This window comes from Ornithobacterium rhinotracheale DSM 15997 (assembly GCF_000265465.1).
In the GTDB taxonomy this organism is placed as follows: domain Bacteria; phylum Bacteroidota; class Bacteroidia; order Flavobacteriales; family Weeksellaceae; genus Ornithobacterium; species Ornithobacterium rhinotracheale.
Genome location: NC_018016.1, coordinates 377501 through 394299 on the forward strand (window position 1 = coordinate 377501; position 16799 = coordinate 394299).

Annotated in this window: 9 protein-coding genes, 2 tRNA genes and 2 rRNA genes (1 of these 13 cut by a window edge); 9 read left to right on the forward strand and 4 right to left on the reverse strand. The window is 36.0% G+C overall.

Going from position 1 to position 16799, the window contains the following annotated elements; translation table 11 throughout:
* From ORNRH_RS01710 to ORNRH_RS01725, 4 genes are all read right to left on the reverse strand, one after another.
* Nucleotides 1-133 (reverse strand): 23S ribosomal RNA (locus ORNRH_RS01710) (it extends 2627 nt beyond the left edge of the window).
* Nucleotides 134-337: 204 nt separating this feature from the next.
* A tRNA-Ala gene (locus ORNRH_RS01715) sits at nt 338-411 on the reverse strand.
* Nucleotides 412-499: 88 nt separating this feature from the next.
* A tRNA-Ile gene (locus ORNRH_RS01720) sits at nt 500-573 on the reverse strand.
* Nucleotides 574-695: 122 nt separating this feature from the next.
* A 16S ribosomal RNA gene (locus ORNRH_RS01725) occupies nt 696-2212 on the reverse strand.
* The 16S and 23S rRNA genes sit together here with 2 tRNA genes alongside, the layout of an rRNA operon.
* Nucleotides 2213-3316: 1104 nt before the next feature.
* Between ORNRH_RS01725 and ORNRH_RS01735 the strand changes: the two genes are divergently transcribed.
* The 9 genes from ORNRH_RS01735 (at nt 3317) to ORNRH_RS11485 (ending at nt 16784) form a co-directional block, all read left to right on the forward strand.
* Nucleotides 3317-6481 (forward strand): SusC/RagA family TonB-linked outer membrane protein, encoded by a 3165-nt coding sequence (locus tag ORNRH_RS01735; RefSeq protein WP_014790188.1) that lies wholly within the window; start codon nt 3317-3319, stop codon nt 6479-6481.
* 11 nt (nt 6482-6492) lie between these two features.
* On the forward strand, nt 6493-8034 hold the full coding sequence (locus ORNRH_RS01740) for a SusD/RagB family nutrient-binding outer membrane lipoprotein (protein WP_014790189.1): 1542 nt from the start codon (nt 6493-6495) through the stop codon (nt 8032-8034).
* A gap of 15 nt (nt 8035-8049) precedes the next feature.
* Entirely contained in the window at nt 8050-9099 is a 1050-nt protein-coding gene (locus ORNRH_RS11480) for a glycoside hydrolase family 18 (RefSeq protein ID WP_014790190.1), read from the forward strand.
* 13 nt (nt 9100-9112) lie between these two features.
* Complete coding sequence (locus ORNRH_RS01755; protein ID WP_014790191.1) at nt 9113-10315, forward strand: BT_3987 domain-containing protein; 1203 nt, start codon at nt 9113-9115, stop codon at nt 10313-10315.
* A gap of 13 nt (nt 10316-10328) precedes the next feature.
* Nucleotides 10329-11735: a BT_3987 domain-containing protein gene (locus tag ORNRH_RS01760; protein WP_014790192.1), complete on the forward strand. Its 1407-nt coding sequence runs from the start codon at nt 10329-10331 to the stop codon at nt 11733-11735.
* Between the two features lie 17 nt (nt 11736-11752).
* Complete coding sequence (locus tag ORNRH_RS01765; RefSeq protein WP_014790193.1) at nt 11753-12979, forward strand: lipoprotein; 1227 nt, start codon at nt 11753-11755, stop codon at nt 12977-12979.
* Nucleotides 12980-13071: 92 nt separating this feature from the next.
* Nucleotides 13072-15081, forward strand: a complete 2010-nt coding sequence (locus ORNRH_RS01770) for a glycoside hydrolase family 97 protein (protein WP_014790194.1) — start codon at nt 13072-13074, stop codon at nt 15079-15081.
* A 150-nt stretch (nt 15082-15231) separates the two neighbouring features.
* Nucleotides 15232-16389: a peptidase associated/transthyretin-like domain-containing protein gene (locus ORNRH_RS01775; RefSeq protein WP_156097843.1), complete on the forward strand. Its 1158-nt coding sequence runs from the start codon at nt 15232-15234 to the stop codon at nt 16387-16389.
* 20 nt (nt 16390-16409) lie between these two features.
* Nucleotides 16410-16784: an SdpI family protein gene (locus ORNRH_RS11485; protein WP_014790196.1), complete on the forward strand. Its 375-nt coding sequence runs from the start codon at nt 16410-16412 to the stop codon at nt 16782-16784.
* Nucleotides 16785-16799 lie beyond the last annotated feature (15 nt).

The window sequence follows — 16799 nt, forward strand, 5'->3', positions numbered from 1 at the left end:
TGCCGGGTTGCCCCATTCGGATATCTGCGGATCAACTCGTGTGTGCCAATCCCCGCAGCTTTTCGCAGCTTACCACGTCCTTCTTCGCCTCTCAAAGCCTAGGCATCCGCCATACGCCCTTAACGATTTCTTCTAACCGCGCTCTTGTTCTCGGTTATTCTTATTTGCCTTGTTATATATTTCTTTATTTTACTAAATATCTAAATAATCAGCAAAACATCAACATACAACTTTTTTTTTGTTTGTTTTACTCGTTACTTCCTAAAATCTATTCTATTTTAGTTTGTTTTACTTCAGTATGCCAATGAACTTCTTTTTACCTCTCTCGAGATAATCGTGGAGAATATCGGAGTCGAACCGATGACCTCCTGCGTGCAAGGCAGGCGCTCTAGCCAGCTGAGCTAATCCCCCATTCTCTCTTTTCATCAAGAATTAGAATTAAAAATTAATCTTATCAATTCTCAACTTCTAGATTTTCCTCTTTTTCTTCCGTAACTTGTAGTCTCGGGCAGACTCGAACTGCCGACCTCTACATTATCAGTGTAGCGCTCTAACCAGCTGAGCTACGAGACTTCTTTATTCTGTTACAGTCTTTCTTATTTTATATCTAAAGATATCTGAAAAATAAAAGCAAGTGTCGTTCTCAAAGTTATCTCTTATCGAGATTAAACCTCTCTTAGCGCGTTATGCTCTATAAAAGAGATGTTCCAGCCGCACCTTCCGGTACGGCTACCTTGTTACGACTTAGCCCCAGTTACTAGTTTTACCCTAGGCAGCTCCTTTCGGTCACCGACTTCAGGTACCCCCAGCTTCCATGGCTTGACGGGCGGTGTGTACAAGGCCCGGGAACGTATTCACCGCAACATGGCTGATTTGCGATTACTAGCGATTCCAGCTTCATAGAGTCGAGTTGCAGACTCCAATCCGAACTGAGATCGGCTTTAGAGATTCGCATCCAGTCGCCTGGTAGCTGCCCTCTGTACCGACCATTGTAGCACGTGTGTGGCCCAAGACGTAAGGGCCGTGATGACTTGACGTCGTCCCCACCTTCCTCTCAACTTGCGTTGGCAGTCTCATTAGAGTCCCCGTCTTTATACGCTGGCAACTAATGATAGGGGTTGCGCTCGTTGCAGGACTTAACCTAACACCTCACGGCACGAGCTGACGACAGCCATGCAGCACCTTGCATTCTGTCCGAAGAAAAAAGTGTTTCCACTCCTGTCATTATGCATTTAAGCCTTGGTAAGGTTCCTCGCGTATCATCGAATTAAACCACATGCTCCACCGCTTGTGCGGGCCCCCGTCAATTCCTTTGAGTTTCATTCTTGCGAACGTACTCCCCAGGTGGCTAACTTATCACTTTCGCTTGGTCTCCGAAGATCACTCCCCGAAAACGAGTTAGCATCGTTTACTGCGTGGACTACCAGGGTATCTAATCCTGTTCGCTCCCCACGCTTTCGTCCTTCAGCGTCAGTTAATACTTAGTAACCTGCCTTCGCAATCGGTGTTCTGTGTAATATCTATGCATTTCACCGCTACACTACACATTCCAGCTACTTCAATATCACTCAAGACTAACAGTATCAATGGCAGTTTTATCGTTGAGCGACAAAATTTCACCACTGACTTATCAGCCCGCCTACGGACCCTTTAAACCCAATGAATCCGGATAACGCTTGCATCCTCCGTATTACCGCGGCTGCTGGCACGGAGTTAGCCGATGCTTATTCGTATGGTACCTTCAACTACCTACACGTAGGTAGATTTATCCCCATACAAAAGCAGTTTACAACCCATAGGGCCGTCTTCCTGCACGCGGGATGGCTGGATCAGAGTTCCCTCCATTGTCCAATATTCCTCACTGCTGCCTCCCGTAGGAGTCTGGTCCGTGTCTCAGTACCAGTGTGGGGGTTCACCCTCTCAGGACCCCTACAGATCATCGCCTTGGTAGTCCGTTACACTACCAACTAACTAATCTGACGCATGCCTATCCTTATCCAATAAATCTTTCAATTTTAATCGATGCCAATCAAAATCTTATGGAGTATTAATCCGAGTTTCCCCGGGCTATCCTCCTGATAAGGGCAAGTTGCATACGCGTTACGCACCCGTGCGCCGGTTTCCTTAATCCGAAAATTAATTCTCCCTCGACTTGCATGTGTTAAGCCTCCCGCTAGCGTTCATCCTGAGCCAGGATCAAACTCTCCGTTGTAATTCCTTAAATTTTGTAATTATAACGCTCAAAGTCCACCTCCTGATAACTCATCGAATTGACACTTGGCTTTTATTTTTCTTCTATCTTTTAATCTTAATGAACTTCTCTATCTTTCTCGCCTCATTTCTGAAAGCGGGTGCAAATATAGTAACTTTTTATTTCCTACCAAAACTTTTTTGAAGTTTTTTTTTGCCACCGAACCACCCTGAAATCGAAACGGACTGCAAAGATAACATCTTTTTCTTATCCTCCAAAAAAATATTTCTTTTTTTTTGTTTTTTTTCAATTTCTTTCTTTCAATGAACAAGCCTTTCTGTTTCAAAAGGAGTGCAAATATAGGTACTTCCTACCTTCCCCTCCAAATTTTTTATCCACTTTTTTCGTGTGTTTTTTACATATTTTTCGCAATTAGCTGTTTTTCTTTAATTTACAATTTGAAGTTTTTTATCATCTTCTAGAGATAATGGCTCTATTGGAGGATTTATTAAGTACACTTACCAATAATTACCTTTAAATAATTTCAAAAACACATAAAAAAATAGCTTAATGATTGCTTAGTTATACATTAAGATGTGGATTGAGACCCTGTTTTTTTTTGAGATCATGAAACATGTTCAAAATGACAAAATGGGGAACACTAACTAACAGCCCCCTTTATTTATAGAACACCCTCGATTTTGTTTTGAACACCTTCATCATTGAGCTGGGAAGACTTCTACTTATTTATGTCGTATATTCTTTAGACTTTATACCAACACCATATATAGTATTTATTAAACGACAGATCCAGCTAACAAACTATCCACATACATTCATAGTATAAAAACAGGCATCGAATAAACATCTACCTTCATTCTATCACTTATACCCCCACCTCAAAAAACTCACAAATAAATTCTTCGAAACAATGTTCAATTCAAAAAAAAAAAAAAAGACTGTTAATTTATAAAACTTTTTCAATCCAAATGGATTTGATTATCTGACAAATAAACACTAAGTGTCTGTTTTACAAATGACAACAATCATAACTAAAGAAATCTATATATTATGTTTTTTTTATTAAATTGGCTATAAAATTATATCTAAAAGGTATTTTCACATATGAAAAAAATTCTAATGAGCGCTATGGTTTGCTTCTTAAGCATTGGAGGATACAACTCCTATGTTTATGCGCAACAAAAGCCCTTAAACTATGAGGTTACGGTTTCTACTCCAATGCCGGAGCTACTAAAAGCTTTAGCTCAAAAATCTGGAGAACCAATTGAATTTAACGAGCAAGATCTAGAAGACATATATGTCTCTCCGTTAGATTTCAAGGGAATGACTGTGCTGCAAGCACTTTCGCAATTGACATCTAACTACCCTATTGAGGTAGTGAATGAAAATGGGAAAATTCTTGTCCTTAGAGACTTCACGCGCAACGATCTTTTAGGACTGGACAACAAAGTTGATTTGAAATCTGTGGTAGTAACTGCTTTAGGTATTAAACGCGAGGAAAAAGCTTTGAGTTACAACACTCAAACCATTAATCAAGATGAAGTAAATACCGTAAAAAGCTCAAACTTTGTAAATAGCTTAAATGGTAAAGTTGCTGGAGTAACGATCAACCAAGGCTCTGCAGGTATGGGGAGTGCTGCCAAAGTGGTGATGCGTGGTGCTAAATCAATCGACAAGAGTAACAATGCCTTATATGTTGTAGATGGAGTGCCAATGCTTACAATGATTGGAAAACAAGGCGAAGGACAATTTGCTTCGAATGGTTCTACAGAAAGTACAGCAGACATCAATCCCGACGATATCGAAAGTATTACTGTTCTTACTGGGGCTTCGGCAGCGGCTCTTTATGGATCGGCTGCTGCCAATGGGGCAATTCTCATCACTACTAAAAAAGGAAAAGAAGGAAGATTTAGTGTAAGTATTTCATCTTCTACTCAATTTTCTGAACCTTTGATGTTGCCTAAGTTTCAAAATAAATATGGAAATGATGGGCAAGTTCATTCTTGGGGGGCTCTTCTGCCTGAAAGTTATTCGAAATACAATCCTAAAGATTTCTTCCAAACACCTTATTCGTACATAAACTCATTCTCGGTTTCTGGCGGAACAGGAAGAAATCAATCTTATTTATCTGCTGCTAGCACCAATACTCAGGGTCTTGTTCCTAATAATAAGTATAATAGATACAACTTCAATTTTAGAAACACCACTCAATTCTTAAATGATAAGTTGAATATTGATCTTGCAGGAAATTATATTTTACAAGATAGCCGAAATATGATTAACCAAGGGGAATATATGAACCCGCTTGTAAGCGCTTATTTGATGCCGCGTGGATACACTATGGAAAAAGCTAAAGTGTATGAACAATTTAACCCAACTAGAAAAATCTACGAACAAGTTTGGGGAGATTTTAAAGGTACTGATGGCTTGTTTGGAGGAACATTTAGTGGTGATTATACTATGCAAAACCCTTACTGGACTGCCTACAGAAACTTGAGAGATAGTCGCCGTGAAAGAAATATTTTGAATTTGGGTATTTCTTATGAATTTATGAAATGGTCTAATTCTGAAAAATGGGATATTTCTGCTCGAGTAAAAACAGATAATACACATTATAAAGATACTGATAAAAGATTTGCCTCTACTCTATCTACTCTTGATATGAGCAAAAATGGTTTCTTCGGGTTATCACAAGGTGTGGAAAGACAAAATTATGCAGATGTATTGACTAATTTCACTAAAAACTTTACGACTGGTTTAGGCAAAATGTCATTGATGGCAAACATCGGAGCCTCTATCCAAGATACAAGAGTAGACGGCAGTTTCTATAGCGGTCCGCTTCGTGTAAATGGTATTGCGAATGTATTCAACACATTCAATATTGATCAAGGTGCTGATAAAACAAAACCTGGACAAGTGGGATGGAAAGAACAAACGCAATCGGTTTTTGGAAGTTTGGAGTTAGGTTTTAGAAATTGCCTATACTTAACTTTGACTGGAAGAAATGACTGGGCTTCTCAATTAGCTAATTCATCTCAAAGCTCTTTCTTCTATCCATCAGTTGGTCTTTCTGGAATCATTACAGAAATGCTTAATCCAGAAACAAAAGCTGCATTAAAGCCTGTAATTTCTTATTTTAAAGTTCGTGCCGCATACAGCTCGGTGGGTTCTCCATTTAGCAGATGGCTTACAATGCCTACCTATGAGTTTAATGAAGATTCTAAAACTTGGAAAAATGTGGCATATTTCCCAATCGGAGATTTAAAACCTGAAAGAACTAATTCTTACGAAGTGGGTATTTCATCTAAATGGATTAATCGAAAAGTTAGTTTAGACGCCACTTACTATATCGCAGACACAGAAAACCAAACTATAAAAGCTGCAATTTCACCATCTACTGGTTATGATGCCATGTTTTTGCAAACTGGTAAAGTAAGAAACAGTGGGGTCGAATTAGGCTTAGGACTCGACTTAGATTTCTCTAGCAATGTTTCGCTTAATAGCTACTTCACTATGAGCTATAACAAAAACGAAATCTTAGAGCTTTTGGAAGATTACACCAACCCTGTAACTGGTCAAAAGGAAAGTAGAGATTTCCTAGATAAATTCTCTTTTGGACCACTCGTTTATCGTTTAACAACGGGAGGAACTCTGGGAGATATTTACTCTCAAGCTGATTTCAGAAGAGACGGAGATGGAAATATTTTTGTAGATTCTGGAGGAAATTTAGCTACAGAAAACTTTACCAACGGACAATTGAAAAAATTAGGTAGCGTATTGCCTAAATATAACTTAGGATGGAGAAACGACTTAAAAATAAATAACTTTACAATCGGAGCAGTACTTAATGGTAGAATTGGCGGCGTAGTAGTTTCTATGACAGAGGCTGCATTAGACCACTATGGTGTTTCTCAGAGATCAGCTGAAGCCAGAGATCGTGGAGGCGTTGAAGTAAACGGAGTTAAGATGAGTGCTCGTAATTATTACGAAGTTTTAGGAAAGGCTAGATTACCGCAATATTACACCTACTCTGCTACAAACTTTAGACTCCAAGAGGCTTACATATCTTATCATGTGCCTAAGAAAATGATCAACAACTTTGTGGACTTAACAGTTTCCATTACTGGAAATAACCTATTTATGATTTATTGCAAAGCTCCATTTGATCCTGAATCTATCTCAACCACAGGAAACTACACCCAAGGTTTAGATTACTTTATGTTACCAACTTTAAGAAGCATAGGTCTTAGTCTCAAGGCTAAATTTTAAATTTAAAAAAAATGAAAAAGTTACTATTATTAATAAGCTCCTTATTATTTACAAATTGTATAAATAATTTTGATGAAATAAATAAAAACCCTTATGGAGTTGGGGATAAAGAATTGGATCGGGTAACAACTGGAGGTAACGAATTGCTTTCACTCCAAAAACTTGTCTTGCCACAACAAGAAAACTCCTACCAGATGTGCTTTGATTTATTTGCTACTGGATACGCTGGTTATGCATCACAAACCAAGCACTTCAATGATTATCCCGTATACAATCCTAGAACCGGATGGGTAGATTATGTGTTTGATGATACTTATCCAAAAATCTATACAGGATATTACAAATTAAGAGGATTGTCTAAAGGCGATTTCAACAAGCCATATTTTGCGTTAGCAACAATTTACAGAGTTGCCATCACCCATTGGTTGACTGACACTTATGGACCTCTACCGTATACTAAAATGCAAGAGGGTAAAAAAGAAATACCATACGACACTCAAAGAGATTTGTATCTTGCAATGATTAATGATTTAAAACAAGCATCTGAGGCTTTAAGTAAAATAGATCCTTCTGATCGCCAATACGCACCCTACGACATGGTATACGAAGGAGACATGTCTAAATGGGTGAAATATGCAAACTCTCTGCTATTGAGAATAGCCATAAGAATGTCTGATGTCGATGCCACTAAAGCCAAAGAAGTAGCTGAATATGCCATAAAACATGGCGTGATAGAAACAAATTCGGATAATGCTTCTTTAAAAACTACAGACAACTCTGTATTTAAAATGAGTTCAATATGGGGAGATTCAAGAGTTGGTGCCGATATTGCCAATTACATGAATGCTTATAAAGACCCTCGTAGAGAAAAATATTTTACAGCGGTAAATAGCAGAACAGATGAAAACAAGTTTTTTGGACTAAGAACTGGAACTTTCAATACTCCAGAAAAAGCACATTACTCTCTTCCAAACATACAAAAAGATTCACCAATCGTTTGGCTCTCAGCTGCAGAAGTCTCTTTCTTAAAAGCAGAAGGAGCATTAAAAGGCTGGGCTATGAATGGAAATCCAAAAGACTTATATGAAAAAGGCATTCAACTATCATTCGAGCAATGGGGAGCAACTGTTGGAGAATATTTAAATTCCGAATCTCAAGTTAATGGGTTTCAAGACAATCTCAACCCTGCTTTAAACGACAATTCTTTTTCAAGTGCAATTACAGTAAAATGGGATGATGCTACAACTCAAGATCAAAAATTAGCTAAAATCATCACTCAAAAATGGATTGCGATGTTTCCTTACGGAGGACAAGAAGCATGGGCTGAATGGCGTAGAACAGGTTATCCTAACCTAATGCCTGCTAAAGAAAATAATAGTGGCGGTATCATTTCAACAGTAACTCAAGTAGAGGGGAAAGATACAGGAGGAATGAGACGCTTGCCATTCTCTCGTTCTGAGTATAAGGATAACCCTGCTTATATCTTGCAAGCAGTGGGATATCTAAAAGGACCAGATACAGGAGCTACTGATTTGTGGTGGGTAAAAAAATAATTTAAATAAATAAACATGAAACTAAGTAATAAATATTTTGGATTAATTTTATTAGCAATCACAGGGCTCTCTTCCTGCGACACCGAAACCGAATCCATAAACATAATTGAACCAAAGAGAGAAATCGACACATCTTTTCTAAAAGACTATAAAAAAGATCTTTCTTCTAGAAAAGTGAGTGTGGGAGCCATTTATGATTGGGGAATATTAAATCAAAGTAATTTAATATTCACACCAGATAGTTTAGACATTATCGTCGTTAAGAACAATTACTTTGAGCTAACGCCTCACCAACAGTCGGATCTAAAAGAAGTCAAAGAGAAAAAAGCCACTAAAGTTTTGATTGGAGCTGATTTTAACAGCTTTGTTGAAGAAATGAAGCAATGGCACGATAAAACTTTAGAAAAAAGGCTTGCTGAAAAAGAAAAAGAATTGTCCATTGCCAATGATGTTATCGATAATTACAAAAGAGAAGACATCATGAACAAAATAAAATCAAGAACAATCGAAGATTACAAAACCTTAACACAAAACAAGATTAAAAGCCTAATTAGCTCAAATCTAAAAGCATTGGGAGAAAATGATTTTGATGGCATGAGTATCGAATTACCAGAAATTTACGAAAATGATTTCATTAAAGGTTTATGCGTCGAAGCCATAACAGCCATTACTGCAAAGCTTGATCAATCCAAACTTTTAATCATAGAAAATCCTATCGAAAAAATGGAGCAAAATACTAGAGCCAATTTACTTGTTTCTAAAAAATCATCTGGCAGTGCTTCTTTAGGGTTTTATGAAACACAAGCAGAAATTTTCGCACCACAAAGATATATGGCTTCGATTGACTTTACAGAAGATCCTGAAACATTAGGTGCTGGGTTCAATGATTCTAAAATTTTCAACCCATCAGGTAATTTATCTAAAATTCAAGATATCGTACACTGGCAAGCAGCTAATAATTCAGGAGTAATGTTCTACCATATTGAAAAGGATTATACTAATATTAAGAACAAGAACGCATACAATACATTAAAAAATGCTATCAATCAAATTCAAAAAAATTAATAATCGGATTTTTATGAAATTAAAAAATATTTTTCTAGGAATGCTCTGCTTCTCGTTATTTTTGGCATGTGAAGATGATAACGATACAGGGCAGGGGTTAGGATCTGGCTACGACCAGTCTGCGGCTCTCTATAGTGTAAAAGGTAATAACAAAAATGTAGCATCGACCTACACTGCTGTTGGCATGACTGCTGATATTTCTAAGCCTGAAACAACGGAAACTTTCAAATATATGTTTTCTTTATTCAAAGAAAATAATGACGAGGACATAGTTATCAACATTGATTACAATCCAGATGCGGTAGCGAAGTACAATAAAACTTACAATAAAAACTACGAACTACTACCTAAAGACAAAGTAAGTTTCAGCAAAGAATTGACAGCAAGCAAAGGAAATGTAAATTCAAATTATGGTGAATTAAGTATTACTGCAGACAATGAATTAGTGGAAGGAAAAACCTATATGATAGCTCTTACAGCATCTACAAGCAGTGATGTTAAAGTACTAGAAAATGCCAATACTTTGTTGTACACCGTTGTGAGAAAAAGAGGAAAAATTGAATCTTCATTTGAACTCACAAGAGAAAACTTTATGTATATTGATGGAGAGCGTTATCTCCAATCCATAGGAGGACAATTTACAATGGAAGCCCTAGTATATGTAAATCGTTTTCGTGGTGATGGAGATATGGGAGAAGCTGGGATCTCTACCCTAATGGGTACCGAAGGGAAAGCTTTATTAAGATTTGGAGACTCAAGCGTTCCTCCAAACCATCTACAAGCAATTGGGCAAGATATAGGCATAGATTTTAAAACTAAAAAATGGTATCACATTGCGGTCGTAGTAGACAACAATAGCGGAAAATCTACTGCTTATGTAAATGGTAAAAAAATCATGAACTACAATAGTGCAAATACACTCTCCGAATTCTTAATTGGAAAAAGCTGGAGCGAAAATAGAGGTATTGATGCTAAACTTGCCGAGGTAAGGTTATGGAATTCTTTAAGAACAGCACAACAAATCAAGGACAATATGCTTGGCGTAGATCCTGGCGAGTCAAAACTATATGCATATTGGAAAATGAATCTAGTAGAAGATAATAAAATCGTTGACGCATCTGGACACAACAGACATTTAACTTTGGCAAATCAACAAAATGAGAGTACTCAAAAAATAACATTGACTCCAGAAGACGGAATCGAAATCGAACCTTAAAATTTAAATTAAAATGAAAAAAATAATTATAAGTATACTAGCAATTTTCAGCATTCTATACGCTTGTAAAGAAGAAGATTTCGTTCTTCCTCAGCCAGAAAGTAAAATGATTGCTAATGGAGAAAATAAGATTTTCAATAAAGCAAATCCATCAGAAGACTATACCAAAGCTACAGGAGACGAATCCATAAACTTAGTGGTAGAATTAAATAGCGAAGTGAGTATAAACACTCCGATAACAATTGCAAACGAATCTCAGACTGAAAAAATAGTTGAAAAATTTAAAAAATTTAAAAACACTAAGGATTATCAAATTCTACCGACAGATTATTATGAAATTTCAGAAGGAACGCTCACCGCAGGTACTAAATCTACCGAGTTGCAAGTAGATATTAAATCTTATGCAGATTTACCTCAAGGAAATTATGTATTACCTATTCAGATAGATGTTAATGGAAAATCACTGAATCACATCATTTTAATTTCTAAAGACGCAGAGTATGTTGCACTTTCAGATCAAAATCCAAAACCAATGCCATCTGGGGAATATAGTTGTCCAGATCGTAAAAAACCAATGAAAATGGTAGCGTATGTTGAAACTAATGATTTCGACATTCGTAACATGGGACAATTTTTATTAAGTGAAAGTAATCAACCCGTTTTTGATATGGTGGTACTTTTTGCTGCGAATATGAATTATGATGCAGCAACAGGTAAAAGACATATTTTCTTTAATGATAAATTAAAGCCTTTGGTAGATAATCCAGAAATTTACTTCAAACCTTTACAAGATCGTGGTATAAAAGTAATTATTGATATTTTACCAAACCACCAAGGTGTAGGCTATGAAAACTTCCAGAGCTATGATGAAGCTTTAGAATTTGCCAAAGAATTGAAAAGAGTCACCGATAAAATTGGGATAGATGGATGGGACATTGATGAAGAATACGCAGATTATTTTAAACAGCCTGGTCTCAGAAAAAAAGGTTCTACTTCATACATGTGGTATATCAAAGCTATGAAAGAAGTAATGCCAGATAAATTGCTTACACTCTACGATTATGGACATAGAATTGGATTCAAAGCACAAACAGATGATGGTAAAAATGTCACTGAATTGATTGATTACACTTGGTCTGATTATGGCGTTTCTGGGGCTTCTGGAATAGGTGTAGAACCTGCGAGATATGGAGCAAGATCAATCGAAGCCAATCACTCTTTAAACCCAAGATGGGTACAAAGAGCTGCACAATATAATTTAGAAAAATGCAATGGAATCCAAATGATTTTCAACATCAAAGGAGAAGCCATAAGAAGTGGTTCTGCTCAAAAAGCACTTAGTGCTGCTACACAATTATTCTATGGGCAGTCTTGCAAATTTGTAGGAAAATACCATAAAGGTCCCAAAGATTTTAAATAATTAAAAATTTAATAAAAATGAAAAAATATATATTTGCCCTATCTGTACTTTTGGTTGTAGCGAGTTGCAACAACGATAAAGACGACACACCAAACGGAAATAATACTGAAGAACAAGTGGGGAACAAAGAAATCAAAATTAAATCTGTTACCCTTACACAAGATGGCACCCTTGTCGAAAATCCTTTACAAAATGGAACCATCAACCTTGAAAGAAGAAAATCTTACCGATTAGAATTTACAACTGATAAAGATGTACAACTAATCCCAGGAAACTTTTTAAAAGTGAAACAATCAAGTGACTCTACTTTTTTCGCAGACTTCTATGGGACTAATCTTAATGATATAAATGAAGTTATCACTCTGAAAAAAAATGGATACAAGGATTTAATACTAACTATTAATCAGCCAGCTGTAATTGCGGATTATTTCACCAGTATAAAAAATCTAAGTGGATGGCAAATCAATCAAAACGAGCATGTCATTAAAGCATCTCCAAATGGAAAAGAGTTTGAGATTAATAACTTAACAACGAGAAACTACTTTGGAAACACCCCCTCTTCAGCTTTAATTCCATTAGAAATAGATTTTATTTCAGAAGTTTATCTTGAAAATATAAAACTTGATGTAAATGATGAATTCCCATTACTTAGAGTTGAACCAGAAGGAAATTACATTGATGAGTTAAGACAAAACAAAAGAAATAAATACATAATTACTATCGACTCAGCTCCTTTTCGTAAAAACCCGAGCTACACATTTCAAATCCCAATTTATAAGTTAACAGAAAACAGAGAAAAAGGAGAAAAAATAGGAGAAATTACAGTTAGAGGTAGTCAACAAATAAGCTTAGGCGTTTTGAGAACGAATCCATTTAGCGAAAATCGATATAAAACAGATTTTGATAAAATAAATTATAATGTATATGCTCCCGAATTAGCAGAAACACTTGATAATATCAAATTCTACATCCAAGGAGTTGAAACTCCTGCTATTTTCGAAAACACAAACGCTAGATACATAAAAAATATTGAACCCTATAAAGAAGACGAAAACGGCGAGCAAGTATGGAAATACAGATTACACTTGAATAAAGCTGAATTTGAAGATGATAGAGATAGACGAAACTTCAATATTGAATTTAAAGCTTTTGATGTCTATCCTGCTGTTGAGAAAGATGGTAAACTTGTAAAAAAAGAAGGTTCTCAACCTACCGAGGTATATTTCACATATAATTTTTATTAAAAAATTAAACATCTCACCCAAAAAGGTTGCCCTAAAAAGCAACCTTTTTTTGATGAAAAACTTTTTTAAATTAACTTTATAAAAAAATAAATATGAATAAATATTTTCTAATGGCAATCACTGCCCTACTCTTTTTCAGCTGCAGTCACCCCAAGCAAGAAGTGGCGTCGCCTGATGGAACGATTAAATTATTTTTTACATTGGATTCCGTGGGTGCGCCGCAATATCGTGTACAAGTGGCTGGAAAAGATTTCATTCAAACATCGGCTTTGGGATTTGAAACCAGAGATTCCTTGAATTTGTTTAATGGCTTTAAAGTTGAAAAAATCACTCAGAACTCAACGCAACAAACTTGGACTCAACCCTGGGGCGAAAACAAAGAAATCGAAGATTTTAATAATGAAATGGTAGTTGAACTTAAAAATCAACAAAATATAAATCTTACGCTTTATTTTAAAGTATTCAACGATGGGCTGGGCTTTAGATATGAATACAAAATCCCTGAAAAGGATAGCGTTTTTATTACCAACGAATTAACCGAGTTTAATTTTGCACAAGATGGAACTTCTTGGGCAATTCCAGCCAATTACGAAACCTACGAACTTGAGTACAAAAAACAAAATATCAGCGATTTAGAAAGTGCTAACACGCCCGTTACCTTTAAATTCAGTCCAGAATTGTATGCGAGTATTCATGAGGCGGCACTTACCAACTTTGCGGATATGACTTTAATTAAAAATTCAAAAAACAAACTAGGTTTTAAAGCTGATTTGGCACCCTACGCCGATGGCATTACCAAAGTGAAACTCGTTTCTCGTTTCAAGACGCCATGGCGAAGCATTCAAATTGGTAAAAAAGCGGTGGATTTAATCAATTCTGCTTTAATTTTAAATCTAAACGAACCGAATGCAATTGGAGATACCGAATGGATTAAACCCGTAAAATATGTGGGCGTTTGGTGGGGAATGCACTTGGGCATCAATAGCTGGGACATGGGACCACGCCACGGTGCTACGACCGAAAATGCTTTTAATTATATTGATTTTGCCGAAAAAAATAACATTCAAGCGGTTTTGTTTGAAGGCTGGAACGAAGGTTGGGAAAATTGGGGCACATCGCAAGCCTTTAATTTCACACGACCGTATGCTGATTTTGACATCCAAAAAATCGCCGATTATGCCAAGTCTAAAAACATTGCCATCATCGGTCATCACGAAACGGGCGGAAACATCAAAAATTACGAAAGTCAGTTAGATAGTGCCTTTATTTGGTATAAAAATTTAGGCATCGACATGGTGAAAACGGGCTATGCTGGCGGCATCACGGGCGGAGAAAAACATCACGGACAACTGATGGTGAACCACTACCGAAAAGTGGTGGAAACAGCCGCAAAGTATAAAATAATGCTCGATGTGCACGAACCGATAAAACCTACGGGAATACGCAGAACTTTTCCAAATATGATGACTCGAGAGGGCGTTCGTGGCATGGAATGGAACGCTTGGAGCCAAGGAAATTCACCCGAACATACCGAGGTGTTGCCATTTACACGCATGCTTGCAGGGCCCCTTGATTACACACCTGGAATTTTTGATATTTTGTATGAAACGGCTAATAATTCCAAAGATCGCAAAAAATGGAATGATTTAGACCCTGGCAACACACGAGAGCATACCACGCTTGCCAAGCAAATAGCCAATTGGGTGATTTTATATTCGCCTATGCAAATGGCGGCAGACTTAATTGAGCATTACAATCATCCTGCTTTTCAATTTTTTAGAGATTTTGATGCCGATTGCGATTGGTCTAAAGCCCTGCAAGGAGAGCCTGGTGAATTTGTTGCCATCGTGCGAAAAGCAAATAATAAGTATTTCTTGGGTGCAAGTACCAACGAAAATGCTCGAAAAATCGAAATTTCGCTTGATTTCTTAGAAGAAAACCGAAAATACAAAGCAACGATTTATGCCGATGGAGCCGATGCCAATTGGCAAACGAATCCTCTATCCTACCAAATCACGGAAAAAGAGGTTTCCGCAAAAGATCGCTTAACGATTGAAATGGCTCCAGGAGGTGGGCAAGCCATTGTTTTTGTTCCTTTATAATCTTTAATTATATTACAAAATCACAAAAACGGGGAAATTGATATTTTCCCGTTTTTTAATTCCATTTTTTAATCATTAAAAAAACACTAATTTTGATGATTATTCAAATTAACTAAATAATTTATGAAGCTATTTTTAATTTTTTTGCTCTTGTTATCAATTCAAATATGTTTTTCTCAAGAGAAAATTACCAAGGTAATTGTAGATTATGAAACTAAAAAACCACTTTCGGGAGTTTCGATTTTCAACTCAACAGATTATTCGATGACAAATGAAGATGGTAGATTTTTCTTTCATTCAAATGTGGACACCGTCCAAATCAACGCCCCTGAATATCAAGAAATAATTACCACATTTAGTGATTTGCAAAAGATAGATACTATAAGTTTAAAGAAAATAAATGATCTGAACGAGGTAATCCATCTAGACGCCGTAGTGGCAACAGATAGTAAAAAAACCTTGATTGAAGCATACAAAAACTTCTTCAGTAAATTTTCTCGCACGCCTTATGTTGAACAATTTTTCCTAAGATCCGTGGTAAGAAAAAACGGCGAATTGATGAAAATGGAGGATTTAAGCGGAGCTGTAAAAAGAAATGTAGCGTTCCCAAACAAGGAAACGCCAAAACTTTCATTTGATTTTGAGATATATAACCAGAGAAAATTTGGAGTAGTTGATAAGAGTAAAGAGATAGAAGATTTCAAGTTTTTTAAGCTAGAAGAATTATTTAATATGTATTTAAACAACATATTTTTAAAACTAAAAAATTTCTCTTACAAAGAAAATAAACGAAAAGATGGTTCTATAAAAATAGAATTTTCGCCTTTGGAAGAATTTAAAAATTATGACATAGGATATTACCTAATTAACGACGACCATGTGGTTATGGAAATTTCTAAGGAAACAAATCCTGAATTGGAAATAAACAACATTCCTTTTGAAAAAAAGGCATGGATAAAATTTAGAACTATAAATAGCAAAATAAAAATGTCTTTTCAAAAAGACGAGAGAGTGGGAAAATATTTTATGTCGAAAGTAAGCGTTTCTCAAACATTGGAAAATTACAATTCAAAAACTAAGGAAAAAAACATTTACACCACGAATTATGAATTGATAGTTACTAAGCCCTTTTCTAATATAAAAGATTTTAAAGCAAACATCGGTGGCAACAAAAGAATTTTTGAAATAAATAAATCTTTTGATCGCGTTTTTTGGGAGAATCAAAACCAATTGACATTAACCGATGAAATGATTGACCTCATTAAAAATGCCAATCGAAAAAAATTAGAAATAAAAAGCAATTTTTAAACAAAGTTTTAAATTTGAATATGATTAAATATCTTTTAATATTCGATTTTGCTTTAGTTGGGCTTCCATTATTAATGTATCTCTTTCCGCCCAAAGAGCTAAATGCAATTTATGGATACCGAACCAAGCGCGCATCAAGAGACCAAGCGTCGTGGGATTTTGCACAGAGCTATGCTTTAAAAAGATTACTCATCGTTGCATTGATTGCTTTATTTTCGCAATTTATCTTATTGATTGCGGGATTTAGCTATAAAGATGAGCCACCCTTAATTTTCTTGATACCTTTGGGCTTATTTATATTAGGTTCTTTTATTATGATTTATAAAACCGAAATGGCTTTAATAAAATTTCAAAAGAAACCAGACCAAGAGAACGAAAACAACAATATTAAATAAACTTTAATTACGCTT